The following is a 26,275-nucleotide window of genomic DNA, read 5'->3' on the forward strand; positions in this document are numbered from 1 at the left end:
GGCTGCAACGTGGCGTTATAGGGGTGGTGAAGGGTACCGGGTGGCAGGTCCTGAATTCAACCTATGTTAGGGTATTATGATGATTGAAAACAAAAAGAAGCCTAACCCGATCGACATCCATGTCGGTAGCCGCATACGCCTCCGCCGCACGATGCTTGGCATGAGCCAGGAGAAGCTCGGCGAAAGCCTGGGAATTACGTTTCAACAGATTCAGAAATACGAAAAAGGCACCAACCGCGTTGGCGCCAGCCGCCTGCAGAATATTTCCAGTATCCTCAATGTCCCGGTTTCCTTCTTCTTCGAAGATGCGCCGGGTGAACATTCGGCCACCGCCGGCGGTATGGCCGAGGCGTCCAGCTCCAACTACGTGGTCGACTTTCTGTCCTCTTCCGAAGGATTGCAGCTCAATCGCGCTTTCGTGAAAATTTCCGATGGCAAGGTCCGACGCAAGGTCGTCGAGCTGGTCAAGGCGCTCGCAGCCGAGGCGGATGCCGAATAGCCCTTCGAAGCAAGGTTAAAACCGGTAAAGTCGAGAGGCGGTCATTTTGGCCGCCTTTTCCGCATTTGCGGCAAAATTTTATCACTTAGGCGGGGATATAAAGATATATTTATGTCCTTGTGCGACTTGTTTTTCGAGCTGGAGACGAATATCAAAAGCAGAGATTTGTTCTTTGAGGGGAATCCCGCATGCGCGCGAATTATCTGTTTACGAGTGAGTCTGTTGCCGAAGGTCACCCGGATAAAGTCTGTGACCGCATCTCCGATGAAATCGTCGACCTGGTTTACCGCGAGGCCACGAAGACCGGCGTGAACCCATGGACCGTGCGCATCGCATGCGAGACCCTCGCCACCACCAACCGTGTCGTCATCGCCGGTGAAGTTCGCCTGCCGCCGAGCCTGATGAAGAAGGACAAGGATGGCAACGACGTTATCAATCCTTCGAAGTTCAAGGCCGCCGCCCGCCGTGCCATCAAGGACATCGGCTACGAACAGGATGGCTTCCATTGGAAGAAGGCCCGCATCGACGTGCTCCTGCATTCGCAGTCTGCCGACATCGCCCAGGGCGTCGACAATGCCGCCGACCAGCAGGGCGATGAAGGTGCCGGCGACCAGGGCATCATGTTCGGCTATGCCTGCCGCGAGACTCCGGATCTCATGCCGGCACCGATCTACTATTCGCACAAGATCCTGCAGCTGCTCGCCGCCGCCCGCAAGAAGGGCGATGGCGAAGTCGCCAAGCTCGGCCCGGACGCAAAGAGCCAGGTGACCGTCCGTTACGTCGATGGCAAGCCGTCGGAAGTGACCTCGATCGTGCTTTCCACCCAGCATCTCGATGATAGCTGGGATTCGAAGAAGGTTCGCTCCGTCGTCGAGCCCTATATTGTCGAAGCGCTCGGCGATCTGAAGATCGCCTCCGATTGCAAGTGGTACATCAACCCCACAGGCAAGTTCGTCATTGGCGGTCCAGACGGCGATGCCGGCCTCACCGGCCGCAAGATCATCGTCGACACCTATGGCGGCGCAGCCCCGCACGGCGGCGGTGCCTTCTCCGGCAAGGATACGACCAAGGTCGACCGTTCCGCAGCCTATGCCGCCCGCTATCTCGCAAAGAACGTCGTTGCCGCCGGTCTTTCCGATCGCTGCACGATTCAGCTGTCCTACGCCATCGGCGTTGCCCAGCCGCTGTCGATCTATGTCGACCTGCACGGCACGGGTAAGGGCGTCACCGAGGATCAGGTCGAAGCGGCCATCCGCAAGAACATGGATCTTTCGCCGACCGGCATTCGTCGTCATCTCGACCTCAACAAGCCGATCTACGCCAAGACCTCGGCTTACGGTCACTTTGGTCGCAAGGCCGGCCGTGACGGCTCCTTCTCCTGGGAGCGTACGGACCTGGTGAAGGCTCTCAAGGAAGCCGTGAAACTCCGGGAAGCCGCATGATCGATACCGAGCGCCGGTCGCGGGCGACGGAAGCATTCTTCGGCCGGCGCAAGGGCAAGGCCCTGCGCGGCCAGCAGGCTGAAAAGCTGGAAGCATTGCTGCCGCAGTACATCGTCGATCTTTCCGCCCCGGCGCCGCAGCCGCTGAATGATCTTTTCCCGGTGCCATCAGAGCGTCTGCGCTTGGAAATCGGCTTCGGCGGTGGTGAGCATCTGATCCACAGGGCGCTGGAGCAGCCGAAGACCGGCTTCATCGGCGTCGAACCCTTCGTCAATTCGATGCAGAAGCTGCTTGCGCGCGTCGACGAAGCCGGCGCGCACAATATCCGTGTCTACAATGACGACGCGACGCAGGTGCTGGATTGGTTGCCGGACGGCTGCCTGGATCAGATCGACCTGCTCTATCCGGATCCCTGGCCGAAGAAGAAGCACTGGAAGCGCCGCTTCGTCTCCCAGGTGAACCTTGCCCGCTTTCATCGCGTCCTGAAGCCAGGCGCCCTTTTCTGCTTCGCCTCCGACATCGATACCTATGTCAATTGGACGCTGCAGCATTGCCAGGCGCATGGCGGCTTCGAGTGGACCGCGCAGAATGCCGCCGACTGGCTGACGCCTTACGAGGGTTGGCCGAGCACGCGCTACGAGGCCAAGGCCAGGCGCGAAGGGCGCTCGTCGGCCTATCTGACCTTCAAGAGGGTCTGATTGCTCGTTTCCGGGGGCAGAAATTTGAGGTCTCGGTGATCGCATCACCCTCGTGAGGACCGCCTCTCGAGGCGGTCTGGATCATGCGCATGCGTCGCAGGATGGGCCGGTTCGATGCGGTCCTTGCGAACGGTGAATTTCACCGTTGGGCGACGCCTCAGGTCAGTGCAGGCTGACCGTCTTCAATTCGTCTTCGGCAGCACGGTAGAAGGTGCTGGAGCGATTGTCCGTCAAAAGGATCGGCGTGCCGTCGGCTCCGAAAAGTGCCCAGAGATCGACATCAGGATCGATATCAGGCGCTTCCGGGAAGCAGCGGGATACTTCGGACCAGTCCATTTTTCTGATGTAGGCGACCTCGCCGGTGCCGATATCGGCAAGTTCGGTTTGGGTCAGGCGGGCGGTGGCTTCTTTCAACAACATGCTCGTACCTCCAGTATGAGGGACCAACGGCTCCAAAGCGCAATGCCGAAAGCTGCAAGCGGCTTTCAGACGGCATCATGCTCCAGCTATTTGATTCCAGACCGGATTCAGATTTCAGGCCGATTCGGTCTGAGATCATCCGGCCTGGGCCGTTGTCCTACTGTGAGACCGAAATGTTAATTTTCTTTACTATGCGGTCCGGTTCCGGCCGGATGAGGTCGACAGAGAGCAGGCCGTTCTTCAGCGTGGCACCGAGCACCTGCATGCCGTCCGCAAGCACGAAAACGCGCTGGAACTGCCGGGCGGCGATACCACGATAGAGATAGTCGCGCTCACCCTGTTCGATCTGGCGGCCGCGGATCAGCAGCTGGTTTTCCTCCGTCGTGACATCGAGCTCATCTTCGGAAAAGCCGGCGACAGCCAGCGTGATGCGCAATCGCTCAGGCTCGCCAGACAGGCGGTCCGCACGCATGCGTTCGATATTGTAGGGGGGATATCCGTCACTGACCTTGGAAATCCGCTCCAGCGTCTTTTCCATAGTATCGAAGCCCAGAAGCAGCGGGCTGGCAAAGGGAGTCGTCCGGCTCATTGTCTCAAAGTCCTTGGGTGTCAAGCGACCGTTCCGGACCTGATCTTCAGCACCCGGTTGTCCCTAATATGGGAGTACGCGCTTGTGAGTGCAAGCCATCGTGCTTTCGCATTTGCGAGAGGGAAATCCGCCGTGACGATTCGTTCGCCACACGGCTGTCCAGCGCTTGACAAAGCCTGACCGGACCCGCGACAAAGCCTGTCGATCTTTACCGGAGGAAAGCCACAGATATGACCGAACCTAGAAAAATCATCATCGATACCGACCCCGGTCAGGACGATGCCGCGGCGATCTTCCTCGCCTTCGGCAGCCGTGAGGAGATCGACGTGCTTGGCATCACCACGGTCGCCGGCAACGTGCCGCTGCGGCTGACGAGCCGTAATGCCCGCATCGTCTGCGAACTCTGCAATCGACGCGACGTCAAGGTTTTCGCCGGCGCCGACGCGCCGCTCAAGCGCAAGCTGGTCACGGCCGAGCATGTACACGGCAAGACCGGTCTTGACGGCCCGGAGCTGTCAGAACCGACCATGGAGCTGCAGGCCGGTCACGCCGTCGATTTCATCATCGACACGCTGCGCAGGGAGCCGGAAGGGGCAGTTACCGTCTGCACGCTTGGACCGCTGACCAATATCGCGATGGCCTTCCAGAAAGCGCCCGACATCGTCGGGCGCGTGCGCGAACTTGTCATGATGGGCGGCGGCTTCTTCGAGGGTGGCAACATCACGCCGGCAGCCGAATTCAATATCTATGTCGACCCGGAGGCCGCGGACGTCGTATTCCGCTCCGGCGTGCCCATTGTCATGATGCCGCTCGATGTCACGCATAAGCTGCTGACCCGCAAGGATCGGGTCGCGCGTATCGCTGCCGTGGGCACTCCGCCGGCCAAGGCCATGGTCGAGATGCTGGAATTCTTCGAGCGCTTCGACATCGAGAAATACGGCTCGGACGGTGGCCCGCTGCACGACCCGACCGTTATCGCTTACCTCTTGAAACCCGAGCTGTTCAAGGGGCGAGAGTGCAATGTCGAGATCGAGGTTACGTCGGAGCTGACGGTGGGCATGACCGTTGTCGATTGGTGGCATGTCACCGATCGTAAGCACAATGCCAAGGTCATGCGCGATGTCGATGCGGACGGCTTCTTCGCGCTTTTGACGGAACGGTTCGCTCGCATCTGAAAGGGGCAACAAAAAGCCGCCGGATCGCTCCGGCGGCTTTTTTATTCATCAAACTGAGCCGGCTTAGAATTCTTCCCAATCGTCCTGGGCCAGCGCATTGGCGCCCTGGGTCTGAGGAATGGGCTTGCGCATCGGTGCGGCTGCGGGCGCCGTCGCCTTGCGTGGGGAGACAGGCGCCCTCATCTGCCGGGCGGTGGCCCGCAAAGCGCCGGCATTGTCCTGCGCGGCGCCGGCGGTGCGGAAGCGCGCGACAAGGGCCTTCAGCGTCTGGGCTTCCTCGGCAAGCGCCACGCTGGAGGCCGTGGTTTCCTCGACCATCGCGGCGTTCTGCTGGGTCACCTGATCCATCTGGTTCATGGCGGAGTTGATTTCCTTCAGCCCGATGGCCTGCTCGCTCGCGGAGGCGGAGATCTGCCGGATCAGCCCGTTGATCTCCATCACCTGCTGGGCGATCTTGTGCAGGGCATCGCCCGTGCGGCCGACCAGATCCACGCCTTCCTTGACCTGACCCGCAGAAGCATTGATCAGGGTTTTGATTTCCTTGGCGGCATTGGCCGAGCGCTGGGCGAGCTCTCGAACTTCCTGTGCTACCACCGCAAACCCTTTGCCGGCCTCACCCGCACGGGCAGCTTCGACGCCGGCGTTGAGCGCCAGCAGGTTGGTCTGGAAGGCGATCTCGTCGATCACGCCGATGATGCGCGACACTTCCTGCGACGATTGCTCGATGCCATGCATGGAGGAAATGGCACGCTGGACGATCTCGCCGGAATGCTCGGCATCCTGGGACGCGGCATTGACGCTGCTTGCGGCGATGCGGGCGTTTTCGGCGCTCGAATTGACCTGCGCAGTGAGCTGGTTGAGGGCCGCCGCCGTCTCTTCGAGGCTTGCCGCCTGCTGCTCCGTGCGGCGGGCGAGATCCGAGGCGCTGTTGCTGATTTCGCCGGTGCCGCCGCCAATGTTGCCGACGCTGACATTGACGGTATGAACGGTTTCTTCGAGGCTGGCTAGCGCGGCATTGAAGTCCTGCTTGAGCTGGGCGTATTCGCCCGGGAACTCGTCGGTGATCCGCTGGCTGAGATTGCCTTTCGAGAGTTCGGCCAGGCTTTGCCCCAGAATGCTCACGATCTGGCGCTGCAGCGCGACGCTCTCGCCGCGCTCGGCTTCCGAACGGCGGCGCTCGCCCTCGGCCGCCAGGCGCTGATCGTTGGCCTCGCCTTCGAGGCGCTTGGTATCGGCCAGCTTGAAACGGAAGCCTTCCAACGCCTTGGCGACGGAACCGACTTCGTCGGCGCGCACCTGACCGGCAACCGGCTCGGCGTAGTTGCCGGCGCTGAGGCGATTGACGCTGGCGACGAGACCGGCGAGCGGCGTCTGCACGAAGCCGCGCACGGCGGCATAGAGAGCCAGCATGACGGCGGCGAGCACCAGAATGCCGGCGACGATCATCATATAGGTCTGGTCACGCACCGGCGCTGCGATCGCGCTGTGCGGCACGTCGATCAGAACGACCCAGGTCGCGTTGAGGCCCGGAACGGCGAAGGGGTAGACGACGCGATCGAATTCTTCGCCGCCGTTTTCCGAAAGGTTTCTGAGGACGTTTGCGGAAGAGGAGGTCAGCGCAGTCTTGATGACGTCAGCGCCCGAGCCGTTATAATCTTTCATCAGCAGGTCGGGTGCCGGCGCGACAAGCCACTTGTTATCCTGGGAAACCAGCAGAACACGGCCGGTGCCGAAAGGCTGAAGTTTCTGCAGCTTGGAGGAAAGCGAGGCAAGAGAGATGTCGACACCGGCAACGCCGATCAGCTTGCCGCCTGACATGACCGGATAGGCGATCGAGCTCATGGTCGTGGGAACGTCGGTGCCCTGAGCGAGATAGGGCGGGGTGATGGCACCCTTGCCGCTGTCGGCGGCGAGCTTCCACCAGGCAGCGGTGTAGTCGTTGTCGAAGGTAGAGAACTGGATGCCGCCGTCCTTGGTTTTGGACCAATAGGGTGTGAAGGCGCCCTTGTCGTTGACGCCTTCATCCTTGTTGTTGGCGAGCTCGGTCGTCTTGCCGTCCAGCGCGCCGAGCTGTTCGCAGAACCAGCTGCCGAAGGCAAAGGCGTTCTGTTCGACATTTGCCTTGAGGATGTTGATCATGCCCTTTCGGTCGAAGGTATGGCCTTCGTGGCCGCGGCCGATGATGGCGGCCATGGAGCGGGCGGCACTGGCCATTTCGCCGACATTGGCGGCGATTTCATGGGAGATGGATTTGGCTTCGGTATTTGCCTGATCCATCGTCAGCGCCTCGACACGATTGCGAGTCTGGGAAATCAGTAGAAAGTTGGAAACCAGCAATACGAGCGCAATCGCCAGCCCGGTGACCAAGATCAGCTTGGCCGCAAGCGACTTCATACGAAAGATGAACATCATTTCCTCGAAAAAACGATGCGTCGGATACACATTATCCAGATGCAAGGTCGGCGCAGGATGGCCCCGTCATGGGGCCGCCGTTAAAATTCCTGCCGCAGCCGGAAGGCCATACACGCCAGGCCAGAGGAGAATGATATGGAAGCGCAAAAATTTAATTAATTGCGCTTCGCGAGAGTTGTAAAATTTAGGCCTAAAGCTTTTCGGCGACTTCGCTGGCAATCGGGATGGAGGGCTGCGCGCCAGGCTTCAGGCAGGCCAGCGAACCGGCGACGGCAGCGCGGCGCAGGCTGGCATGAAAATCCAGGCCCTGATCGAGGCTTGCGGCAAAATAGCCGCAGAAGGTATCGCCGGCGCCGACCGTATCGACCGGCTCGATGACGAGGCCCTTGGCACGCGAAAGCTCGCCGTCACGGATGGCGATGACGCCGTCGCCGCCAAGCGTGACGATCAGCGTCTGGCCGGTTTCGCCATGCAGGCGGACGAGAGCAGCCTCGCGCTCGGCTGCCGACATGTTGTCCTGGCCGGCCAGTCTTTCGAATTCCGTCTCGTTGGCGATGACGATATCGGCAAGCCGGCCGAGGCGCGCCGCCTCCGGGATCAGGGGCGCGAGGTTGAGCACGGTGCGCACGCCCTTCGCCTTTGCCGCATTCAGCGCCATCTCGACGGCAGCGACAGGGATTTCGAGCTGAAGCATCAGCGTATCGCCGGGGTTCAGCGCCGCCACGGCAGCTGTTGCGTGTTCGGCCGTATTCGTGCCGTTGGCACCGGGAACGACTGCGATCATGTTCTCGCCGTCGCCTCCCACCAGAATGAGAGCCGTGCCGGTCGGCTCGGACACGCGCCTGACGGTGGAAAGATCGGCGCCGGCCGCATCGAGCAAGGCAAGCGCAGGCTCCGCAAAGCCGTCATTGCCGACTGCCCCGGTCATGCGCACGGTTGCCCCGGCGCGGCGCGCGGCGAGCGCCTGGTTGGCACCCTTGCCGCCGGCGGCGGTGGAAAAGCCGTTGCCGGCGACTGTTTCGCCCGGCTTCGGCAAACGATCCGTGGTGGCGATGAGGTCCATATTGATGGAACCGAAAATAGTGATCATGCGGTGTCCTGCCCTGGGTGTTGATCCCGCATGATCCTGCCCGAAGGCCGCCTCATGTCTTTGTGGATCATGCGTCGATTGGGCGCGACACTGCCCGAAGCGATCAGTCCTCGTCAACTACCCTGAGCTTGAGTTGGTTGGTGCGGTTGTCGACAGGCTTGGGCCTGTCCTCCGTGCGCGCCTTCATCGGCTCTTTGGCGGTCTCGAATTCCAGCGCCTCTATGCGCTCGCCGCGCCTCGCCAGCTTGTCGGCCGAGGTCACGATCATGTCGACATCCTTCTGCGCCATGGCGAAGTGGCCCTGCAGCTTGCGCACGCGTTCATCCAGGCGTGAAAGATCGTCCATCAGATGCGCCACTTCGCTCTGGATGACATGAGCCTGCTCGCGCATGCGCTGATCCTTCAGGACAGCCTGGATGACCTGGATCGACAGCATCAGCAGCGAAGGTGAGACGATGACGATGCGGGCACGCTGAGCCTTCTGCACGATCGCCTCGAAATTCTCGTGGATCTCGGCGAAGATCGACTCGGACGGCACGAAGAGAAAGGCTGTATCCTGTGTTTCCCCAGGGATCAGATATTTCTCCGAAATGTCGCGAATATGCAATTCCAGATCCCGGCGGAACTGCTGTGCGGCGATCTTGCCATGTTCGGGACTGCCGGCGCTGCGGATGGCGTTCCAGGCCTCCAAAGGAAACTTTGCATCGATGACAAGCGGTGGCGAGCCGTTGGGCATGCGAACGGTGCAGTCCGGCCGCGAGCCGTTCGAAAGCGTCGCCTGGAATGTATAGGCACCCATCGGCAGGCCGTCGGCAATAATAGTCTCCATGCGCGCTTGACCGAAAGCGCCACGCGTCTGCTTGTTGGAGAGAATGGCCTGCAGGCCGACGACATCCTTTGCGAGCGTCTGGATATTGGTCTGCGCCGCATCGATGACGGCAAGCCTCTCCTGCAGGCGGCGCAGGTTCTCATGCGTCGAGCGCGTCTGCTCACCGATCGTCGCCGTCACCCGCTGCGACATGCCGTCGAGACGCTGACCGATGGCCTGATTGAGCTCGGCCTGCCTGGAGCCGAAGACTTCGGCCATGGTGGCAAGCCGCCCCTGCATCTCCGCCTGCGACCGCAGCAGCGCCGCCATCGTGTGCTCGGTATCGAGCTCATCGTCCTCCGCCCTTGCCTTGCCGCGGACGAAAAGGACGATGACTGCGATCGCAAGCAGGATGACGAGGCCGGTCAGGACCTGAACCGTGGAAATGGCTTGACCGAAGATGATGAAGGACATGAAACCTGGGGCGCTGATGGAGTTCTTTGCGCAAGCATAGCAAAATTGTTGTGAATATCCAGATCAAACCGTGAACAAAATTTCGAGGCCACCCGCTGCCGTTCGGATTGCTGCCGTTGAAAAAACACCGCCTCACCGCCATCTTGGCGATTCCATCGCACAACAAGATGCGTTATGGGAAACGTCATGACGATCAAGCCACTCATCATTTTGCCCGACCCGCTGCTCCGCCAGGCTTCCAAACCCATCGAGCAGATCGATACCGAAATTCAGCGCCTCGCCGACGACATGCTGGAAACCATGTATGACGCGCCGGGCATCGGCCTTGCCGCGATCCAGATCGGCGTTCCCCGCCGCATGCTGGTCATCGACGTTGCGCGCGAAGGCGAAGAGAAGAAGCCGCTGGTGTTCATCAATCCAGAGATCGTCGCGTCTTCGGATGAGCGCTCGGTCTATGAAGAGGGCTGCCTCTCCATTCCGGATTACTATGCGGAAGTGGAACGTCCCGCGCGCGTCACCGTCAAGCATCTCGACCGCGACGGCAAGGAGCTGGTCACGGAAGCCGAGGGCCTGCTTGCAACCTGCGTGCAGCACGAGATCGACCACCTGAACGGCGTCCTCTTCATCGACCATATCTCGCGCCTGAAGCGGGAGATGGTGATCAAGAAGTTCACCAAGGCTGCCAAGTCGAAGGCTCTATAATCCCCGGCCATTGAAAGATCGGCCTGAGACGCCTATGATATCATTGATATCAAAAAGGAGGCGCGAATGAGTGATCTGTTGTTGCGCGGCATCGACGACAGCTTGAAGAAGCAGTTGCAGGCCAATGCCAGCAGGCATGGCCGCAGCCTCTCGGATGAGGCAATCTCCCTGTTACGTCAGTCGCTCGGGCGCGAGCGGGATGGAAGCAAGTCGGCGGGGCAGCGATTGAGAGCCGTTCTCGGCGTAGAAAAACTTAGCGAAGAAGAAATCGAGGCGATCAACGCGTTTCGAAATGCGCCGGATCGCGAGCCGCCCCATTTCGAATAGCCCTGTGGCCTGCGCATGATCGTTCTGGACACGAATGTCGTATCGGAGCTGCAAGGGCGGCTGCATAGCGAACGTATATTGTCCTGGCTTGATAGCGTCGCCATCGAGGCCGTTTTTCTGACAACCATCACCATCGGCGAGATCCGGTTCGGACTGGAGCTCCTGGCTGACGGGAAGCGCAAGGCGGCATTAATTGCGGAGCTGGACGCGATAGAGGCAGAGTTTTCGGGCCGCGTTCTGGGATTTTCGAGCAATGCTGCCCATCAATACGGAATAATCGCCGCTCAGCGCCACAAGATTGGGCGAAGGATGGAAACGAAGGACGCCATGATCGCCGCCATCTGCCTTGCAAACGGCGCGGCATTGGCGACGCGCAACACAAAAGACTTCGAGGGGCTTGATCTCGAGCTCATAAACCCGTTTGAAGGCGGCTAGCGTCTGACCCCGATGGCGCGTGCCGTCGCTACCGGGTCATTCGAAACTTGATATCTCAGCCGGAGGGATCGCATGTCGCTCGACATTATTTTCATGGGAACGCCCGAATTTTCCGTGCCGACACTGCGGTCCTTGATCGATGCCGGACATAAGGTTCGCGCCGTTTACACGCAGCCACCGCGCCCCGGCGGCCGGCGCGGGCTCGACCTGCAGAAATCGCCGGTGCATCAGGCGGCCGAATTGCTGGGCCTGCCGGTCTTCACGCCCGTCAACTTCAAGGATCCCGACGAACGCCAGCGCTTTCGCGATCTGAATGCCGATGTCGCCGTCGTCGTGGCCTATGGCCTGCTGCTGCCGGAGGCAATCCTGACCGGTACGCGCCTCGGCTGCTACAACGGTCACGCCTCCCTGCTGCCGCGCTGGCGTGGTGCGGCTCCTATCCAGCGGGCGATCATGGCTGGCGACACCAAGACCGGCATGATGGTGATGAAGATGGACAAGGGGCTCGATACCGGGCCGATCGCTTTGACACGCGAAGTGGAGATCGGCGACACCATGACTGCGGGTGAACTGCATGACAAACTGATGCTCGTCGGCGCAAAGGCCATGGCCGAGGCCATGAACAAGCTGGAGCATGACGAGCTGCCATTGACCGCGCAGCCATCCGAAGGCGTTCTCTATGCCGCAAAGATCGACAAGAGCGAAACCCGCATCGATTTCGGCAAGCCGGCGGCCGATGTTCACAATCATATTCGCGGCCTGTCGCCTTTTCCCGGTGCATGGTTCGAGGCCGACATCGCCGGTCGTCCCGAGCGCATCAAGGTTTTGGGCTCGGAATTGGCAGAGGGCAACGGAGCCTCCGGTCAGGTCCTGACGGATGATCTCGTCATTGCCTGCGCTTCCGGCGCCGTCAGGCTGACAAAGCTGCAGAAGGCCGGCGGCAAGCCCCTGGCAGCAGCCGATTTCCTGCGCGGAACGCCGATCGCGCCGGGCACCGTGCTCGCCTCGGAGCAAGCCTGATGCCGCGTTACAAAATGACCGTCGAATATGACGGCATTCCCTATGTCGGATGGCAGCGCCAGGAAAACGGCCCCTCTGTGCAGGGCGCGATCGAGGGCGCCATCCTGTCCTTGACGGGCGAGACGGTTTCGATCCGAGGAGCAGGGCGTACCGATTCCGGCGTGCATGCCATGGGTCAGGTCATGCATGCCGACCTCTCCAGGGAATGGAAGGCCTATACGCTGCGCAATGCTCTGAATGCCCATCTCAAGCTTGCCGGTAACCGTATTGCCATTCTCGATATCGTCGAGGTCGACCAAAGCTTCGATGCACGCTTTTCAGCCATTCGCCGTCACTATCTCTATCGCATCATCGCCCGCCGCGCGCCTCTCGCATTGGAAACCGGCCGTGCATGGTGGGTGCCGAAGGATATGGACCACGAGGTCATGCATGCCGCGGCGCAGACCCTTGTGGGACGGCATGATTTCACCACCTTCCGTTCGGCACATTGCCAGGCGAATAGCCCGGTGCGCACGCTCGATAGGCTGGACGTGACGCGCAGCGGCGAGCTGATCGAGATCCGCGCCACGGCGCAAAGCTTCCTGCACAACCAGATCCGCTCCTTCGCCGGCACCTTGAAGCTGGCGGGCGAGGGCAAATGGACGCCCGGCGATGTGCGCGCGGCGCTCGAAGCTAAGGATCGCAAGGCCTGTGGCCCCGTCGCCCCGCCGGACGGGCTCTATTTCATGCAGGTGGATTATCGCGACGATGCCGGTCTGCCGGGCGGCGAGAGGGAGGCTGCCGATGACGGTGACGATCTATCATAACCCCGCTTGCGGCACGTCGCGCAACACGCTGGCGATGATCCGGCAGTCCGGGGAGGAGCCCGTCGTCATCGAATATCTGAAGACGCCGCCCAGCCGGGAAGAGCTGGTGAAGCTCGTCTCTGCCATGGGCCTGACCGTGCGCGACGTTCTGAGGGAAAAGGGAACGCCCTATGACGAGCTTGGTCTCGGCGACCTCGATCTCACCGACGATCATCTGCTTGACCGGATGATCGAATATCCGAGCCTGATCAATCGCCCGATCGTGGTCACGGAAAAGGGCGTGCGCCTCTGCCGCCCTTCCGAACGCGTGCTCGATATCTTGCCGAATCCGGATATCGGTCCCTTTGCCAAGGAGGATGGTGAGGTCGTGGTCCGGTAGACACGGGCCTCAACCCGGCGGATAAACCCCAAGGAAACGCTGCAGGAAATCCGTCAGCAGCAGGTTTGGAATGAGCAGCATCAGCGTCAGCGTGCCGACGAAAAGCGGATGCGTGCCGCAGATCATCCTGAGGATGCGCGCTAGCGCAAAGATGGTGGCCATCGTCAGCGCCAGTGATAAAAGTGCCGCCAAGGCCTTCGAACCGGGGACGAAGACGATCATGGCGACGAGCAATGCGTTCAGATAATTCGCCGGCACGAAAAGCCAGTTCACGGTAACGACGATCGGTGTGAACTTGTCGCCGAAACGGAAGACCAAAAGCAATAAGCCAGCGAGAATGGGGGGTGTCAGCCAGTTCGCAGCCTCGACCAGCGCAAGACGCAGAAAGAAGGCGAGGCCGGTGGATGTTTCGGGCGGCATGGCCGTCAGATAGGCCTGCTGCCACCATAACCATGAAATGCCGATCGACGGCAGGCTCCAGAGGATGGCCCAGAAGGAGCGCAGCATGCCGCGGTCCGATATGTCCAGATACTGGAAGCCGCGCGCATCCATGCGGATCAGCAGCCATAGACCGGATAGATAATATTGGACTTCCCTAAAGGTCGGCATTCTCGAACCAGCGCTGGATGAAGGTCTGGTAGATCTCGGTCAATGTTTCGAGATCCGAGAGCGCCACTCGTTCGTCGACCATATGCATGGTCTGGCCGACAAGCCCGAATTCCACGACGGGGCAGTAGTCCTTGATGAAGCGTGCGTCGGACGTGCCGCCGGTCGTCGACAGCGCCGGCCTTTGACCGGTGATGTTTTCGATGGCGGAGGAGAGCGAGGCGATCAGCGCATTGTTGCGCGTCAGGAAGACCTGGCTCGGACGCTCCGACCAGACGATGTCGTATTTCGCCGGCGGACGGCCGGGGCGCAGCGTCTGATCTGCCGCGGCCGCATCCAGGCGTGCGATGATTTCAGCCTTCAGCGTATCGGCAGTCCATGTGTCGTTGAAGCGGATGTTGAAGGCAGCGGTTGCCTTGGCGGGAATGACGTTGGTGGCGGCATTACCGACGTCGATGCTTGTCACTTCGAGGTTCGACGGCTGGAAGCTGTCCGTACCCGCATCAAAGGGTGGATCGAGCAGCGCTTCCGTCAGCTTGATGATGCTGCGCACCGGGTTGTCGGCAAGATGCGGATAGGCGGCGTGGCCTTGAACCCCGTGAACGGTGATGGTGCCGGAGATCGAACCGCGGCGGCCGATCTTGATCATGTCGCCGAGCCGGTCGGGGTTGGTCGGTTCGCCGACGAGCGAGGCATCCCATGTCTCGCCGCGCTCGGCCGCCCATTGCAGCAGCTTGACCGTGCCGTTGATTGCTGGCCCTTCTTCGTCGCCGGTGATGAGGAAGGAGATCGAGCCGGCGGGCTTGCCATGCTTCTCGATATGACGCGCAACCGCTGCCACGAAGCAGGCAATGCCGCCCTTCATGTCGACGGCGCCACGGCCGAAAAGCTCGCCATCGGCGATTTCGGCGGCAAAGGGCGGATGGCTCCAGGAAGCGGCATCGCCGACCGGAACGACATCTGTATGGCCGGCGAACATCAGATGCGGTCCGTCTGTGCCGAGCCGCGCATAGAGATTTTCGATATCGGGCGTTCCCGGCTCGCTCGCCGTCATGCGCTCGATCTTGAAGCCAAGCGGTGCGAGCATGTAGGCAAGCGCGGTCAGCGCGCCACCCTCGGCAGGGGTAACGGAGGCGCAGCGGATCAGGGTCTGCAGGTTTGTGATGGGATTGGTAACAGTCATCGGAGGCAACTTATCCGGCGGGAAATGGCAAAGCGATGGCAAAGGATCGGTGACGACTCGAAAATCTTTGCAGCGATTCCAGCAATCGCACAGGCATGCTCACCCGGCAAGCATGAGGGAAGCGCGATATGGCAACCGCGCTTCCGAAAATTCCAAAATCAGTCGCGCAGCAGCTCGTTGATGCCGGTCTTCGAGCGGGTCTTTTCATCGACGCGCTTGACGATGACAGCGCAATAGAGGCTCGGGGCCGGCTGGCCGTTCGCCATGGTATTGCCGCTCGGCAGCGCGCCGGCGACGACGACCGAGTACGGCGGAACTTCGCCATAGGTGATCTCGCCGGTGGCACGATCGACGATCTTGGTGGACTTGCCGATGAACACGCCCATGCCGAGCACCGAACCTTCACGGATGATGCAGCCTTCGACGACTTCGGAGCGGGCGCCGATGAAGCAATTGTCTTCGATGATGGTCGGGCCGGCCTGCATCGGCTCCAGCACGCCACCGATGCCGACGCCGCCGGAAAGATGCACATGCTTGCCAATCTGGGCGCAGGAGCCGACCGTCGCCCAGGTGTCGACCATGGTGCCTTCCCCGACATAGGCGCCGAGATTGACGAAGGACGGCATCAGGATGGCGTTGGGGGCGATATAGGCGGAATGACGCACGACGGCGTTCGGCACGGCGCGGAAGCCGGCTTCGCGGAAGCGGTTTTCACCCCAGCCTTCGAACTTCGAGGGAACCTTGTCCCACCAGGTGGCGCCGCCGGAGCCGCCTTCGACGATCTTCATGTCGTTGAGGCGGAAGGAGAGCAGAACCGCTTTCTTGAGCCATTGGTTGACGGTCCAGTTACCATCCGCACCACGCTCGGCGACGCGAACCTTGCCGCTATCGAGGAGATTGAGCGCCGTCTCGACGGCGTCGCGCACTTCGCCGCGCGTCGACGTGTTCACATTGTCGCGATTGTCGAAGGCGGCCTCGATGGACTTTTCGAGGGAGGCGAGATCGTTAGCGCTCATGGGAATTCCTTAAAACGTCAGTGCCTATCGTGATTTCCGGCAACGGTCCGGAAGCGGTCGATTGGTCCTATAGCATGGAGTTTGAAAATGGAATGTCTTTTCCGCGCCGATTGAGCTTGGATTCAAGGCGTTGTAGGGGCATATGCAAGAGCTTGGCGGTTTTCGTCCAAGGGCGGGAACGGCCCGTCATGATCGTTTCGAAAGGCATGAATAGATGAGCAAGGCGAAGAGCGGCAGGCTGAGGCGTAAGGACGGGGTTTGGGACCCGTTGAAGACGAGCTCGGCGGACAAGCAACGGGCCGAGTCGGTGCCGCGCACGCCGCAGTCGATGTCGCCGTCCTACCGTCTTGCCTATGCCGATGAGGATTTCCTGTGCCGTGAGGAACTGCGGCCGATCCGCTTGCAGCTGGAGCTGCTGAAGACCGAAATGTCGCTCACCGAGCGTGGCATCAAATCGACCGTCGTCATGTTCGGTGGCGCGCGCATTCCCGCCCCCGGCACCAATGCCTGGGCCGCCCGCAACGAGGTGCAGCGCGCCAATCTCGAAGCGGCATCGGTCTATTATGAAGAGGCACGCAAGTTCGCCCGGCTTTGCTCCCGCTATTCCGCCGGCTTCGATTTCCATGAATATGTCGTCGTCACCGGCGGCGGCCCAGGCGTGATGGAAGCAGGCAATCGCGGCGCGGCCGAAGAAGGAGCGCCCTCGATCGGCCTCAATATCGTGTTGCCGCACGAGCAGGCACCGAATGCCTATGTGACGCCGGAACTCAGCTTCAATTTCCACTATTTCGCGATCCGCAAGATGCATTTCATGGTGCGCGCCAAGGCGATCGCGGTATTTCCGGGCGGCTTCGGCACGCTCGACGAATTATTCGAGTGCCTGACGCTGATCCAGACCGGCCGCATGGAGCGCCTGCCGCTCATCCTATTCGGCGAGAAGTTCTGGCGCAGCATCATCAATTTCGAAGCGCTGGCGGAGTTCGGCACCATCGCGCCAGACGATGTCAACCTGATCAGCTTCGTCGATACCGCAGACGAGGCCTGGAAGATCGTCGCGGATTTCTACGAGCACGATAACGGGCACTGACAAGGAGAAGCCCGCCGTCGCATGGGCGAGGGCGGGCTCCCGGAGCGGACTGATCGATCGGTTTACAGCAGTGGGCGGTCCGGCATGTCGTCCAGCGAGATCACGCCGTCATGGTTGCGATCCATACGGTCGAAGAGCTTGTTGGCGGCGTCTTCGGCTTCCTGCTTGCTGATCTGGCCGTTTTCATCCTTGTCGATGCGATGGAACATCATCATTCCGCGCATCAGGCCTGCTTCGTGCATGAAGCGGCCATGGTGTCCGTGATGGCGCGGTTCGTTATTGCCGCCATTGTCGTCGGCCCCAGCCTGATCGCCCTTGCTCTGATCGTTCTGGGCCTGACTATTGCCCTGATCGCCATCTGCCTTGGCGCGCTCGGCCTTCCATTCCTTGATGCGTTCCTGGCGATAGGCGCGCAGTTCGCCGGGCGTGATTTCGCCGTCGTGATTCGTGTCGATCTGGTCGAAGATCTTGTCGACGCCGGCCTTCACCTCATCCCGCGTGACCTTCGTGTCGCCGGGCTGGCCGAATTGCTTCAGCATGCGCACATAGACGATTTCCGGTGAAAAGCGTGGTCCGTGCCAGCGTCCGCCATGCCCGCCCCGTGCTTCCTCGCTCTGCGCTGCAAAGCTTGCCTGGGCGGCAGCACCCACCAGAAGGGCGGCGGAAAGTCCCGCAAGAAGAAATTTTTTCCCGTTCATCGTTTTTCCTTTCGTGTCGAGGAATGGTCAAACGATACGGCTGATGGTCGAAAGCGACCAATTAAACCTCTGTAAGGCGGATGAAACTTTCGTAACCCCGCCCTGATGAGTGGTTAAATCAACGCCTTGAGGAAGCTCGTCAGGTCGTCGGTTACATAGTCGATATGATCGTCCTCGCCCGTGGTGCGCTCCCACCATTCGACGACGGTCGTCTCGAGGTTTTGGGGCACCAGCAGCACGGTTTTCATGCCAAGTGCCTTGGGTACGGTGAGATTGCGCGGCAGGTCCTCGAACATGGCCGCTCTCTTCGTATCCACGCGGTTGAGGCTCATGAACTTGTCATAGGTCGAGCCGGCGGGTTTCGGCACGTAGTCGGCCGCAACGATATCGAAAATGTCGTCGAAACTGTCGAGAATGCCGAGCGCACCGGCCGTCGCCTGGGCATGCTTGACGCTGCCGTTGGTGAAGATGAACTTGCGTCCCGGCAGCGCTTTGATGGCGGCGGCCAGCTCCGGCTGCGGCATCAGCGCCGAATAGTCGATCGCATGCGCCTTTTCGAGAAAATCATTGGGGTCGATTCCATGATGGATCATCAATCCCTGCAGGGTCGTGCCGTGCTCGAGGTAATATTGCTTCTGCAGCTTGCGCGCGTCCTCCCTCTCCATCTGGAGGAGGGTGGAGACATAGGCGGTCATGTTCTTGTCGATCTGGGCAAAGAGATCGACATGATGCGGATAGAGCGTGTTGTCGAGATCGAATACCCAATCGCGGATATCGGAGAAATCTGACGGTTCGGATAATGTTTTTGCGTGGTTCATGGAGAGCTTATCGCACGCTCTCTCCTGAAAGGGGAAGGAAAATATACATGCCGCAGCATGCGGACCATATCGAGGAGATTGCCGTCCACTTCAATGCCAGCTATGATTTTACTATTGATTTCCGGGCTTTTACTCTATTTTCCATGTGAGGGAGGGCTTACGCTTTCTTGGGTTATGGAGAGAAACTTGCCCGGCCGGGCTTTTCGGAGGGGATACGATGAGTCAGGTGGAAAAGGCACAGGAATTCGCGCGGCTGCACAAGAAGGGTGAGCCGGTGATCCTTTTCAATATATGGGATGCGGGCTCCGCCAAGGCCGTTACGGAAGCAGGTGCGAAGGCGCTGGCGACGGGAAGCTGGTCGGTTGCCGCGGCCAATGGTTTCGGCGATGGTCAGGCGATACCCTTGTCGCTGCTGGCGGTGACCGCCAAACTGATCTCGGTGACGAGCCCGCTGCCCCTGTCGGTCGATTTCGAGGGCGGTTATGCAGTCGAACCCGAAGACGTCGCCGCCAATGTCGAAAAGATCATGGACCACGGCGCCGTCGGCATCAATTTCGAGGATCAGGTGATCGGCGGCCAGGGCGTTCACCCCATCGAGACGCAGGCGGCACGCATCCGTGCAATCCGCGACATGGCCGATCGCCGCGAGATGCCGTTGTTCATCAACGCCCGCACCGATCTGTTCCTGCAGGAAAGCGATACGGCGCATCATCAACTCCTGCTGGATGATGCCTTCCGTCGCGCCGATGCTTTTGCCGAAGCGGGTGCCAGCGGCTTCTTCGCGCCCGGGTTGGTCGATCCGGAATTGATCGGCGCGCTCTGCGAACGCTCCCCTCTGCCCGTCAACATCATGGTGCGTCCGACCACGCCCGATAACGAGACGATGGCAAGATTGGGCGTCAGCCGCATAAGCTATGGGCCAGCGCCCTACCGATCGGTCATGGGAATGTTGAAAAGCGAGGCCGAAGCCATCTACCGGTCGTCCTGAACGGCCTGGAGGCGCTCCACAGCTCTTCCGCGGAGCGCCTGAACCGCATCACGGAACGATCAGCGTGCCGGCGCCGTGCTCGGTGAAGATTTCGAGCAGCACGGAGTGAGCTGTCTTGCCGTTGAGGATGACGACGCCCTGAACACCGGCCCTGATGGCGTCGATGCAGGTCTCGACCTTGGGGATCATGCCGCCGGAAATCGTGCCGTCGGCGATCAGCGCGTGCGCCTGTGCCACAGACAGCTCCTTGATGAGCTGGCCCTGCTTGTCGAGCACGCCCGGGACGTCGGTCAGGAACAGCAGGCGCGTGGCGCTGAGCGCGCCGGCGATCGCGCCGGCAAAAGTGTCGGCATTGATGTTGTAGGTCGCACCGTCGCGGCCGGGAGCGACCGGGGCGATGACCGGGATCATCTCGGACTTGGCAAGCAGGTCGAGCAGGGTGCGGTCGACTTCGACCACCTCGCCGACGAAGCCGAGATCGAGCACGCGCTCGATGTTGGAGTCCGGATCCTTGATGGTCTTGTGCGCCTTTTCGGCGAAGACCATGTTGCCGTCCTTGCCGCAAAGGCCGATCGCCCATTCGCCGGTCTGGTTGATCAGCGCGACGATTTCCTTGTTGATCGAGCCGGCAAGCACCATTTCGACGATCTCGACCGTCTTCTGGTCGGTGACGCGCAGTCCGCCTTCGAACTTCGATTCGATGCCCATCTTCGTCAGCATGGCGCCGATCTGCGGGCCGCCGCCATGGACGACGATCGGGTTGACGCCCGATTGCTTCAAAAGGGCGATATCGGCGGCAAACGCCTTGCCGAGTTCGACGTTGCCCATGGCGTGGCCACCATATTTCACGACGATGGTCTTGTTTTCATAACGCTGCATGTAGGGCAGCGCCTGTGCGAGCAGGTTGGCTTGGAGTTCGCTTTGGGCTTCGGACATGGTGCACCCTTCGAAATTGTTCGCGGGCCTTTTATCTCAAGTTCTTGACAGAGGGAATAATCATATCGGGATTAAAGCATGTCGTTGTTGCAAAGGTGTGCAGCGCTTTTGCGACAACGACATGCGCAAAATCAAATACCTGGAGCGCGAAAAGCGTATCCGGATAGATCGCTCCGCGCTTTCGTTGACGCTATGTCACATCAGCGTCGCCGAAATTGATGGCCTCCGCACGTTTGCCGAAGCGATTTTTTCTTCTAAAGATGGTGCAGGCGTCGCACCCCGGGGATTTGGATGGCGAGCGAGGAGACGGAAGCGCTGATCGGCCGCATCGCCATGCGCGACCAGAAAGCCTTTGCGGCACTCTACAAGCGTACCAGCCCGAAACTTCTCGGTGTTTGCCTGCGTATCGTCGGCAACAAGGCGGATGCGGAAGAGGTTTTGCAGGAAGCCTATATCAAGGTCTGGCAGCGGGCCGAGCAATTTGCTGTTGCGGAAGGGTCGGCAATGGCCTGGCTGATGACGATCGCGCGCAATCGCGCCATCGATTTCGTGCGGGCACGCAAGCCCATAGCCGACGAAATAGATACGGCGTACGATCTTGCCGACCTGGAACCCGGTCCTGAAGAGCAAGCAATCGTGAAGGGAGAGGGAAGGCGGATTGACAGGTGCATGGAAGAGTTGGAAGCTGATCGTGCACGGGCCGTTCGCAGCGCCTATGTCGAGGGCTTGAGCTACCAAGAGCTCGCCGACCAACACGCTGTCCCATTGAATACTATGCGCACCTGGCTGCGCCGAAGCCTGATCAGACTGAGAGAGTGCATGGACCGATGAGTACGCCCGATCAAAGCAAGGGAGGCCGCTCCCGCGATGAAGTCCTGGCCGGAGAATATGTGCTTGGCGTGCTTTCCCTGGAGGATCGGCAGAAGGTCGAGCGCCGCATGCGCAGCGACCGCCAGTTTGCCGCCATCGTCAGCCGCTGGGAGCAGAACCTCTCGGAATTCAACGAGGAATATGAGGCGGTGACGCCTGCGGCCGCCGTGTTCCCGAAGATCGAAAAGAGGATTTTCGGAGAAGTGGCGTTCGGCGCCCATCTGTGGAATTCGCTGATGCTATGGCGCTCGGTCGCTTTCGGCTCGCTGTTCTTGGTCGCCGGCGTACTCGTGTTCGCCATCACGAATGAAGGCAGCTTGCGCACGAACCCTGGCAAACAGCTCACCGCATCCCTTGCCGGCCAGAACAGTCCCTTCAATCTCCTCGCCAATTACGACGTCGCCAATGGGCGCCTGAAAATTACACCGGTCGCCGCCGGCAAGCCCGAGGAGAAATCGCTGGAGCTCTGGCTGATTCGCGGCAGCGATCCCGCCGAGGCGCTGGGCATACTGCCACCGACCGGCGATGGCGAAATCGTCTTGTCGCCGGAACTTCACGCCAAATTGACTGAAGGCGCCATCATCGCCGTTAGTGTGGAGCCCTTTGGCGGCTCGCCGACCGGCAAACCGACGGGCGATGTGGTCGCTTCCGGTACGATCCACTTGCCCTGAGGAATTTCGGCTCCCGAAAAACGATCGCGGCTGAAACTCTCTGCCAGCGTGCTCCGTATCTTCTTCCGACCCCGCCTGATCGGGGCAACAGAGAGGAAGAGGAGACATTATGATCAAGACCGTTTTTCGCATTGCTGCCGCTGCCGCAATGCTGTCGGCCGCAAGCAGCCTAGCCTATGCCAAGGACCCGATGGTGGGCGGTGCTGCGATGTATGCCAGCAAGAACATCATCCAGAATGCCGTCAATTCCAAGGATCACACGACCCTGGTCGCAGCCGTCAAGGCGGCCGGCCTCGTCGATACCCTCGAAGGAAAAGGCCCTTTCACCGTCTTTGCGCCGACCAATGAAGCCTTCAAGCAACTGCCAGCAGGCACGGTCGAAACCCTGCTGAAGCCCGAGAACAAGGAGAAGCTGGTCAAGGTGCTGACCTGCCACGTCGTCGCCGGTGATGATATGGCTGCCGCCATCAAGAAATGGGCAATGAGCAAGGGCGACGAATACGATCTGAAGACGGTCGGCGGCTGCACGATCAAGGCCATGGACAAGGGCGGCAAGCTGACGTTGACTGACGAGGCCGGCGGCATTGCCCATATCACCATTGCCGACGTCAAGCAGTCGAACGGCGTGATCCACGTCGTCGACAAGGTGTTGTTGCCGAAGATGTAATCCTTAGCGGCAACACGGCCGCCGTCGCCTTATGCGGGGTCGGGCGGCGGCGGCCTCATTCGACCGGTCGGTCTTCAGACCTGGATGCCGACCGTCAGGCCAATGGCCTCGCGCAACTCCTGAAGACCAACGCCTTTTTCCGATGAAGTGGCGAGGATGCCGGGATAGGCGGCGGGGCGCTTGCGGATTTTTTCAGCGGTATCAACCAGCAGCTTCGGTATGCCTGCTTCCTTGATCTTGTCGGTCTTGGTCAGCACGATCTGATAGGAAACAGCAGCCTTGTCGAGCAGGCCCAGAACTTCCTCGTCGTTCTTCTTGATGCCGTGGCGGCTGTCGATCAGCACATAGACGCGCTTCAGCGTCGTGCGCCCGCGCAGGTAGTCGAAGACGAGCTTCGTCCAGGCATCCACCTGATCCTTCGGCGCTTCGGCATAGCCGTAGCCAGGCATGTCAACCAGAGCCATCGGCGGCAGGTCGCCGCTCTCGCCGGAAAAACCATCGGGAACGAAATAATTGAGTTCCTGCGTGCGGCCCGGCGTGTTGGATGTGCGCGCCAGTCCCTTATGTCCGACCAGAGCATTGATCAGCGACGACTTGCCGACATTCGAGCGGCCGGCAAAAGCGATTTCCGGCGGCCCTTCCGGCGGCAGAAACTTCATGGCCGGCACGCCGCGGATGAAAATCCACGGACGTCCGAAAAGCGGCTTGTCGTCTTTGGTCGTCTGGTCTGCCATTTGCTCAGTCTTTTATCTGGTTTGATGGTCTGGCTTCGGGGTTTTGCCCATGAAAGTCAAGTTTTGATCGAAATGTGTGACGCGTTGCGGACCTGCACGTAGCCTGTCATGGTGCGCAGATGGAGCAAGATGCGCTGAAAGATGACGATGCGGTGGATATACGCCTCGATGTGAAGGAGGCACTGGTTCTATTCGAGCTTCTTTCCCGCTGGTCCGATCCGAACGCAACGCATACCCCCGGCAGCGAGTATTTCGAGAGCCCTGCCGAATGTGCGATATTGCACGGTTTGCTCGTGGAACTCGAGAAGCAGCTTCTTGCTCCATTCAGGCCCGAATACAGGCAGATTCTCGCCGAGGCACGCAACGTACTGGCGGAACGATGGGACGTCCAACCCTCAGCGGCCGAGTTACCGCCCAAGGCTCCCTGATGCCGGAGCCTCTATCGTTAATATCCAAGGCCGAGAATGAAAAAGCCCCACCGAAGCGGGGCCTTTATCGTCATTTCGATGGTGCCGGTTTTCGTTTGAAGAGGCCCTTCAGATTGTCGAAGAGCTCCACCTTCACGCCATGGCGTTTCATGATGATCGACTGCTGGATGACAGAGAGCGTATTATTCCAGGCCCAGTAGATCACGAGGCCGGCCGGGAAGCTTGCCAGCATGAACATGAAGACCAGTGGCATCCAGTTGAAGATCATCGCCTGGGTCGGGTCCGGCGGGGTCGGGTTCATGCGCATCTGCAGGAACATGGTGACGCCCATGATCAGCGGCCAGACGCCGAGATGCAGGAAGGTCGGAGCCGCGAACGGCAGCAAGCCGAACAGGTTGACGATCGAGGTCGGATCCGGCGCGGAGAGGTCCTGGATCCAGCCGAAGAACGGCGCATGGCGCATTTCGATGGTGATATAGATCACCTTGTAGAGCGAGAAGAAGATCGGGATCTGCAGGAGCACTGGCCAGCAGCCCGCGATCGGGTTGATCTTTTCTTCCTTGTAGAGCTGCATCGTCGCCTGCTGCAGGCCCATGCGGTCGTCGCCGAACTTGGCCTTCAGCTCCTCCATCTTCGGCTGCACGCGCTTCATGTTCGCCATGGAGGCATATTGCCGGCTGGCGAGCGGGAAGAAGAGCGCCTTGACCACGATGGTGGTGCAGAGGATGGCGACGCCGAAATTGCCGAAGTAGCGGAAGAAGAAGTCCATCAGCTTGAACATCGGCTTGGTGATGAAATAGAACCAGCCCCAGTCGATGAGGCGGTCGAAGCGCGGGATCGAATAGCTGGTCTCATAGCGGTCGATGACCGGGACTTCCTTGGCGCCGGCGAAGACGAGGTTCTTGAGGTCGATCGACTGGCCGGGAGCAACCGTGACCGCATCTTCCTTGTAGTCGGCCTGGTAGCGCGGCGTACCGTCGGTGAAGTGCGAGAAGCGGGCATCATATGCGGTCGACTGCGGCGGCACGATCGTTGCAGCCCAGTACTTGTCCGTCATCCCGAGCCAGCCACCGGTCGCCTTGGCGGGCGTTGTGGCTTCCTTTTCAGTTGATGCGTACTTGGTCTCGATCAGGCCGTCATCGCCGATGACGCCGATAAAGCCTTCGTGCAGGACGTAGGCGGAAGGCGTCTCGGGCTTGTTGTAGCGGGTGACGCGGCCATAGCTCGACAGCGAAACCGGCGCCTGGCCGCTATTGGCGATCTTGTCGCTGATCGTGAACATGTAGCGATCGTCGACCGAGATGGTGCGGGTGAAGGTGATGCCCTTGTCGTTGGTGTAGGAGAGCGTCACCGGCGTCTTGTCGGTCAGCTTGTCGCCGCTCGTGAGCTTCCAAAGGGTCGAAGGACCTGGGACTGCGCCGGTTGCATCGCTGCCGACATAGCCGAGTTCGGTGAAGTAGCCGTCCTTGGTGTCGGCCGGGCTGAACAGCGTGATGATCGGGCTGCTCTTGTCGACAGTCTCGTGATAGGCCTTGAGACGGAGATCGTCGAGGCGGGCGCCTTCCAGGTTGATGGAACCGGCAAGTGCCGGTGTATCGATGACAACGCGCGCGGAAGCCGTCTTCTCGACGGACTGATCGCGGCTGAGAACCGTCGGCGCCGTCTGGCCGTTTGCCGGCAGCGAACCGTTTACAGCGGTGCCCGCGGCAGGCGACTGCGTCGTCTGAGCCTGCTGCGCCTGCTGGTGCTGCTTGGCGGCCTGTTCGGCCTGGCGCTGCGCTTCGAGGCGCGGGTTCATGTAGAAAAACTGCCAGCCGAGAACAATCAGCACAGACAGTGCAATTGCAACGATGTAATTGCGGTTGTTTTCCATCATACTTTCCTGGAGCGGTCCATTTCCGACCGCCGGTGTTTCGGCCTGGTTTCGATGCGGCTTACGAGTTCGCTCGCCAGTTTTTCGAAAGGCGCGGTCAGCACCTCGCGTCGCGCGACAACCACATAGTCGTGTCCGGGCTGCATTGCAAATCCGGCATGAAGCCGCACGGCTTCTTTCAGCCTGCGCCGCATGCGGTTGCGCTCCACCGCGTTGCCATGTTTTTTGGTAACGGTAAAACCAACGCGGGGTTCGGCGTCGGCGATCTTGCGGTCCAGCATCTCTATCAGGAAGAAGCTGCCTCGGCGCTTCTCGCCTTCGCGGACGGCAAGAAACTGCGGCCGGCTTTTCAGCCGCCCGACAGTCTTTTTGGGTCGTTCATTCGTCAATTTGCCCGCCATCCTGGATCATCGGGCATTTCGGC

At 60.4% G+C, this 26,275-nt stretch carries 30 protein-coding genes; 16 read left to right on the forward strand and 14 right to left on the reverse strand.

Going from position 1 to position 26,275, the window contains the following annotated elements:
- Positions 1–79: 79 nt before the first annotated feature.
- From FHT84_RS11860 to trmB, 3 genes are all read left to right on the forward strand, one after another.
- On the forward strand, positions 80–499 hold the full coding sequence (locus FHT84_RS11860) for a helix-turn-helix domain-containing protein (RefSeq protein WP_112343842.1): 420 nt from the start codon (positions 80–82) through the stop codon (positions 497–499).
- Between the two features lie 188 nt (positions 500–687).
- On the forward strand, positions 688–1,941 hold the full coding sequence (gene metK / locus FHT84_RS11865) for a methionine adenosyltransferase (RefSeq protein ID WP_112343668.1): 1,254 nt from the start codon (positions 688–690) through the stop codon (positions 1,939–1,941).
- Positions 1,938–2,639 carry a tRNA (guanosine(46)-N7)-methyltransferase TrmB gene (gene trmB, locus FHT84_RS11870; protein WP_112343669.1) on the forward strand — a complete coding sequence of 234 codons (702 nt, stop codon included), beginning with the start codon at positions 1,938–1,940 and terminating at the stop codon, positions 2,637–2,639. Before metK ends, trmB begins: the two co-directional genes overlap by 4 nt.
- 162 nt (positions 2,640–2,801) lie before the next feature.
- Here trmB and FHT84_RS11875 read toward each other — a convergent pair whose 3' ends face one another.
- Both FHT84_RS11875 and FHT84_RS11880 read right to left on the reverse strand, forming a co-directional pair.
- The gene (locus tag FHT84_RS11875) at positions 2,802–3,059 is read right to left on the reverse strand and encodes a DUF1150 family protein (RefSeq protein ID WP_112343670.1); all 258 of its coding nucleotides are present in this window, start codon (positions 3,057–3,059) and stop codon (positions 2,802–2,804) included.
- 157 nt (positions 3,060–3,216) lie between these two features.
- On the reverse strand, positions 3,217–3,648 hold the full coding sequence (locus FHT84_RS11880) for an Hsp20 family protein (protein WP_112343671.1): 432 nt from the start codon (positions 3,646–3,648) through the stop codon (positions 3,217–3,219).
- Positions 3,649–3,878: 230 nt separating this feature from the next.
- Between FHT84_RS11880 and FHT84_RS11885 the strand changes: the two genes are divergently transcribed.
- Positions 3,879–4,823 carry a nucleoside hydrolase gene (locus tag FHT84_RS11885; RefSeq protein WP_183762497.1) on the forward strand — a complete coding sequence of 315 codons (945 nt, stop codon included), beginning with the start codon at positions 3,879–3,881 and terminating at the stop codon, positions 4,821–4,823.
- 63 nt (positions 4,824–4,886) lie between these two features.
- Here FHT84_RS11885 and FHT84_RS11890 read toward each other — a convergent pair whose 3' ends face one another.
- The 3 genes from FHT84_RS11890 to FHT84_RS11900 form a co-directional block, all read right to left on the reverse strand.
- A complete protein-coding gene (locus FHT84_RS11890) occupies positions 4,887–7,232 on the reverse strand; it encodes a methyl-accepting chemotaxis protein (RefSeq protein ID WP_113249847.1) in 2,346 nt (781 codons plus the stop codon).
- Between the two features lie 193 nt (positions 7,233–7,425).
- Positions 7,426–8,325 carry a ribokinase gene (locus FHT84_RS11895; protein WP_112343673.1) on the reverse strand — a complete coding sequence of 300 codons (900 nt, stop codon included), beginning with the start codon at positions 8,323–8,325 and terminating at the stop codon, positions 7,426–7,428.
- A gap of 103 nt (positions 8,326–8,428) precedes the next feature.
- The gene (locus FHT84_RS11900) at positions 8,429–9,607 is read right to left on the reverse strand and encodes a DNA recombination protein RmuC (protein WP_183762500.1); all 1,179 of its coding nucleotides are present in this window, start codon (positions 9,605–9,607) and stop codon (positions 8,429–8,431) included.
- A 186-nt stretch (positions 9,608–9,793) separates the two neighbouring features.
- Here FHT84_RS11900 and def point away from each other — a divergent pair, with 186 nt between their 5' ends.
- The 6 genes from def (at position 9,794) to arsC (ending at position 13,276) form a co-directional block, all read left to right on the forward strand.
- Positions 9,794–10,309 (forward strand): peptide deformylase, encoded by a 516-nt coding sequence (gene def / locus FHT84_RS11905; protein ID WP_112343675.1) that lies wholly within the window; start codon positions 9,794–9,796, stop codon positions 10,307–10,309.
- Between the two features lie 66 nt (positions 10,310–10,375).
- Positions 10,376–10,636, forward strand: coding sequence for a plasmid stabilization protein (locus FHT84_RS11910; protein ID WP_112343676.1), 261 nt, complete (start codon positions 10,376–10,378; stop codon positions 10,634–10,636).
- Between the two features lie 15 nt (positions 10,637–10,651).
- Positions 10,652–11,071: a type II toxin-antitoxin system VapC family toxin gene (locus FHT84_RS11915; protein ID WP_183762503.1), complete on the forward strand. Its 420-nt coding sequence runs from the start codon at positions 10,652–10,654 to the stop codon at positions 11,069–11,071.
- 72 nt (positions 11,072–11,143) lie between these two features.
- On the forward strand, positions 11,144–12,091 hold the full coding sequence (gene fmt, locus FHT84_RS11920; protein ID WP_183762506.1) for a methionyl-tRNA formyltransferase: 948 nt from the start codon (positions 11,144–11,146) through the stop codon (positions 12,089–12,091).
- The gene (truA, locus tag FHT84_RS11925) at positions 12,091–12,897 is read left to right on the forward strand and encodes a tRNA pseudouridine(38-40) synthase TruA (RefSeq protein WP_112343679.1); all 807 of its coding nucleotides are present in this window, start codon (positions 12,091–12,093) and stop codon (positions 12,895–12,897) included. The genes fmt and truA overlap by 1 nt, the downstream gene beginning before the upstream one ends.
- Complete coding sequence (gene arsC / locus FHT84_RS11930) at positions 12,875–13,276, forward strand: arsenate reductase (glutaredoxin) (protein WP_183762509.1); 402 nt, start codon at positions 12,875–12,877, stop codon at positions 13,274–13,276. Before truA ends, arsC begins: the two co-directional genes overlap by 23 nt.
- Positions 13,277–13,285: 9 nt before the next feature.
- Here the strand turns inward: arsC and FHT84_RS11935 are convergent, their stop codons facing one another.
- The 3 genes from FHT84_RS11935 to dapD all read right to left on the reverse strand — a co-directional run bounded on the left by FHT84_RS11935 (position 13,286) and on the right by dapD (position 16,081).
- Complete coding sequence (locus FHT84_RS11935) at positions 13,286–13,885, reverse strand: hypothetical protein (RefSeq protein WP_112343681.1); 600 nt, start codon at positions 13,883–13,885, stop codon at positions 13,286–13,288.
- The gene (gene dapE / locus FHT84_RS11940; RefSeq protein WP_183762512.1) at positions 13,872–15,065 is read right to left on the reverse strand and encodes a succinyl-diaminopimelate desuccinylase; all 1,194 of its coding nucleotides are present in this window, start codon (positions 15,063–15,065) and stop codon (positions 13,872–13,874) included. The genes FHT84_RS11935 and dapE overlap by 14 nt, the downstream gene beginning before the upstream one ends.
- A 158-nt stretch (positions 15,066–15,223) precedes the next feature.
- The gene (dapD, locus tag FHT84_RS11945; RefSeq protein ID WP_113249815.1) at positions 15,224–16,081 is read right to left on the reverse strand and encodes a 2,3,4,5-tetrahydropyridine-2,6-dicarboxylate N-succinyltransferase; all 858 of its coding nucleotides are present in this window, start codon (positions 16,079–16,081) and stop codon (positions 15,224–15,226) included.
- A gap of 214 nt (positions 16,082–16,295) precedes the next feature.
- On the opposite strand from dapD, the gene FHT84_RS11950 reads away from it, so the two are divergent.
- On the forward strand, positions 16,296–17,168 hold the full coding sequence (locus FHT84_RS11950) for an LOG family protein (protein ID WP_112343684.1): 873 nt from the start codon (positions 16,296–16,298) through the stop codon (positions 17,166–17,168).
- A gap of 62 nt (positions 17,169–17,230) precedes the next feature.
- On the opposite strand, the gene FHT84_RS11955 is transcribed toward FHT84_RS11950, so the two are convergent.
- Together FHT84_RS11955 and FHT84_RS11960 are read right to left on the reverse strand one after the other, a co-directional pair.
- Complete coding sequence (locus FHT84_RS11955) at positions 17,231–17,866, reverse strand: calcium-binding protein (protein WP_113249814.1); 636 nt, start codon at positions 17,864–17,866, stop codon at positions 17,231–17,233.
- Between the two features lie 113 nt (positions 17,867–17,979).
- Positions 17,980–18,684 carry a pyrimidine 5'-nucleotidase gene (locus FHT84_RS11960; RefSeq protein WP_113249813.1) on the reverse strand — a complete coding sequence of 235 codons (705 nt, stop codon included), beginning with the start codon at positions 18,682–18,684 and terminating at the stop codon, positions 17,980–17,982.
- A gap of 217 nt (positions 18,685–18,901) precedes the next feature.
- On the opposite strand from FHT84_RS11960, the gene FHT84_RS11965 reads away from it, so the two are divergent.
- Complete coding sequence (locus FHT84_RS11965) at positions 18,902–19,672, forward strand: isocitrate lyase/phosphoenolpyruvate mutase family protein (RefSeq protein ID WP_183762515.1); 771 nt, start codon at positions 18,902–18,904, stop codon at positions 19,670–19,672.
- Between the two features lie 48 nt (positions 19,673–19,720).
- On the opposite strand, the gene argB is transcribed toward FHT84_RS11965, so the two are convergent.
- Positions 19,721–20,608, reverse strand: a complete 888-nt coding sequence (gene argB, locus FHT84_RS11970; RefSeq protein WP_112343688.1) for an acetylglutamate kinase — start codon at positions 20,606–20,608, stop codon at positions 19,721–19,723.
- A gap of 291 nt (positions 20,609–20,899) precedes the next feature.
- On the opposite strand from argB, the gene FHT84_RS11975 reads away from it, so the two are divergent.
- The 3 genes from FHT84_RS11975 (at position 20,900) to FHT84_RS11985 (ending at position 22,816) form a co-directional block, all read left to right on the forward strand.
- Positions 20,900–21,439 (forward strand): sigma-70 family RNA polymerase sigma factor, encoded by a 540-nt coding sequence (locus FHT84_RS11975; protein ID WP_113249811.1) that lies wholly within the window; start codon positions 20,900–20,902, stop codon positions 21,437–21,439.
- Positions 21,436–22,149: an anti-sigma factor gene (locus FHT84_RS11980; protein WP_113249810.1), complete on the forward strand. Its 714-nt coding sequence runs from the start codon at positions 21,436–21,438 to the stop codon at positions 22,147–22,149. Before FHT84_RS11975 ends, FHT84_RS11980 begins: the two co-directional genes overlap by 4 nt.
- Before the next feature lie 109 nt (positions 22,150–22,258).
- Positions 22,259–22,816: a fasciclin domain-containing protein gene (locus FHT84_RS11985; protein WP_183762518.1), complete on the forward strand. Its 558-nt coding sequence runs from the start codon at positions 22,259–22,261 to the stop codon at positions 22,814–22,816.
- 74 nt (positions 22,817–22,890) lie between these two features.
- On the opposite strand, the gene yihA is transcribed toward FHT84_RS11985, so the two are convergent.
- Complete coding sequence (gene yihA, locus FHT84_RS11990) at positions 22,891–23,550, reverse strand: ribosome biogenesis GTP-binding protein YihA/YsxC (protein WP_183762521.1); 660 nt, start codon at positions 23,548–23,550, stop codon at positions 22,891–22,893.
- A 119-nt stretch (positions 23,551–23,669) separates the two neighbouring features.
- On the opposite strand from yihA, the gene FHT84_RS11995 reads away from it, so the two are divergent.
- Positions 23,670–23,978 (forward strand): hypothetical protein, encoded by a 309-nt coding sequence (locus FHT84_RS11995; RefSeq protein ID WP_183762524.1) that lies wholly within the window; start codon positions 23,670–23,672, stop codon positions 23,976–23,978.
- Positions 23,979–24,048: 70 nt separating this feature from the next.
- Here the strand turns inward: FHT84_RS11995 and yidC are convergent, their stop codons facing one another.
- Both yidC and rnpA read right to left on the reverse strand, forming a co-directional pair.
- Positions 24,049–25,851, reverse strand: a complete 1,803-nt coding sequence (gene yidC / locus FHT84_RS12000) for a membrane protein insertase YidC (RefSeq protein WP_112343695.1) — start codon at positions 25,849–25,851, stop codon at positions 24,049–24,051.
- A complete protein-coding gene (rnpA, locus tag FHT84_RS12005; protein WP_112343696.1) occupies positions 25,851–26,252 on the reverse strand; it encodes a ribonuclease P protein component in 402 nt (133 codons plus the stop codon). The genes yidC and rnpA overlap by 1 nt, the downstream gene beginning before the upstream one ends.
- Between the last annotated feature and the right edge of the window lie 23 nt (positions 26,253–26,275).

Source organism: Rhizobium sp. BK289 (genome assembly GCF_014193575.1).
GTDB classification, from domain to species: domain Bacteria; phylum Pseudomonadota; class Alphaproteobacteria; order Rhizobiales; family Rhizobiaceae; genus Rhizobium; species Rhizobium tropici_C.